Annotated in this window: 1 protein-coding gene; it reads left to right on the forward strand. The window is 63.5% G+C overall.

Features of this window, described 5'->3' with window-relative positions; all coding sequences use genetic code 11:
* The first annotated feature begins 9 nt into the window (after positions 1–9).
* Positions 10–1,785, forward strand: a complete 1,776-nt coding sequence (gene xsc / locus ACR0D9_RS20565) for a sulfoacetaldehyde acetyltransferase (protein ID WP_209599474.1) — start codon at positions 10–12, stop codon at positions 1,783–1,785.
* Positions 1,786–1,920 lie beyond the last annotated feature (135 nt).

The raw sequence follows: 1,920 nt of genomic DNA on the forward strand, positions 1-1,920 counted from the left end.
AACACCCCTATGAAGATGACGACGGAAGAGGCCTTTGTTAAGGTTTTGCAGATGCATGGTATTGAACATGCGTTTGGGATCATTGGCTCTGCGATGATGCCGATTTCGGATCTGTTTCCGAAGGCTGGGATCATGTTCTGGGACTGTGCGCATGAGGGCAGCGCGGGGATGATGGCGGATGGCTACACCCGGGCGACCGGCAAGATGTCGATGATGATCGCGCAGAACGGTCCGGGCATCACCAACTTTGTGACCGCCGTCAAGACTGCCTACTGGAACCACACCCCGCTTCTGCTGGTGACCCCGCAGGCGGCCAACAAGACCATCGGTCAGGGGGGCTTTCAGGAAGTCGAGCAGATGAAGCTGTTCGAGGACATGGTCGCCTATCAGGAAGAGGTCCGCGACCCGACCCGCGTCTGCGAGGTTCTGAACCGTGTGATCATGCAGGCCAAGCGCGCCAGCGCCCCGGCCCAGCTGAACATCCCGCGCGACATGTGGACCCAGGTTGTCGATATCGACCTGCCCGCCATTGTCGAGTTCGAGCGCCCCTCGGGTGGCGAAAGCGCCGTGGCCCAGGCGGCCGAGCTGCTGTCGAATGCCAGAAACCCTGTCATTCTGAACGGCGCCGGTGTGGTTCTGGCCGAAGGCGGCATCGAGGCGTCGAAAGCGCTGGCCGAGCGTCTGGATGCGCCGGTCTGCGTCGGCTACCAGCACAATGACGCCTTCCCGGGCAGCCACCCGCTGTTTGCCGGTCCGCTGGGCTATAACGGTTCGAAAGCGGGGATGGAGCTGATCAGCGAGGCGGATGTTGTCCTGTGCCTCGGCACCCGTCTGAACCCGTTCTCGACCCTGCCGGGCTATGGCATCAACTACTGGCCCGCGGATGCCAAGATCATCCAGGTCGACATTAACCCCGACCGTATCGGCCTGACCAAAGCGGTCAGCGTCGGCATCATCGGCGACGCCGCCAAGGTGGCAAAGGGCATTCTGGCCCAGCTGAGCGACACCGCCGGTGACGAAGGCCGCAAGGAGCGCAAAGAGCGCATCGCGCAGAAGAAATCGGCCTGGGCGCAGGAACTGACCTCGATGACCCACGAGGATGACGATCCGGGCACCACCTGGAACCAGCGCGCCCGCGCGGCCAAGCCCGACTGGATGAGCCCGCGCATGGCGTGGCGCGCCATTCAGGCGGCGCTGCCGAAAGAGGCGATCATCAGCTCGGACATCGGCAACAACTGCGCCATCGGCAACGCATATCCGTCGTTTGAAGAGGGTCGCAAATACCTGGCGCCGGGCCTGTTCGGCCCCTGCGGCTATGGCCTGCCCGCCGTTGTCGGTGCCAAGATCGGCTGCCCGGATGTTCCGGTTGTGGGCTTTGCCGGTGACGGCGCCTTTGGCATCGCGGTGAACGAGTTGACCGCGATTGGCCGCGAGGAATGGCCCGCCGTGACCCAGATCGTGTTCCGCAACTACCAGTGGGGCGCGGAAAAGCGCAACTCGACCCTGTGGTTCGACGACAACTTCGTGGGCACCGAGCTGGACACCAAGGTGTCTTATGCCGGTATCGCGCAGGCCTGTGGCCTGAAAGGCGTTGTCGCCCGCACCCAGGACGAGCTGACCGCGGCGCTGAACCAGGCGATCGAGGACCAGAAGAACGGCATCACCACGCTGATCGAGGCCCTGATCAACCAGGAGCTTGGCGAGCCTTTCCGCCGCGACGCGATGAAAAAACCCGTCGCCGTCGCCGGCATCAGCGCCGATGACATGAAGGCGCAGGGCGCTTAACCCCAGGACGAGGCCGGAGCACATGACCCTGACACCCGTCGAGCTGTTGCGGCAAAACGCTCCGGCCACCCGTCCCATAATCGCCCTCAGCGAAGGCAACGACCCCCGCATCACAAAAGGGGCCATCAACGCGCA

Source organism: Ruegeria sp. AK11 (assembly GCF_056541095.1).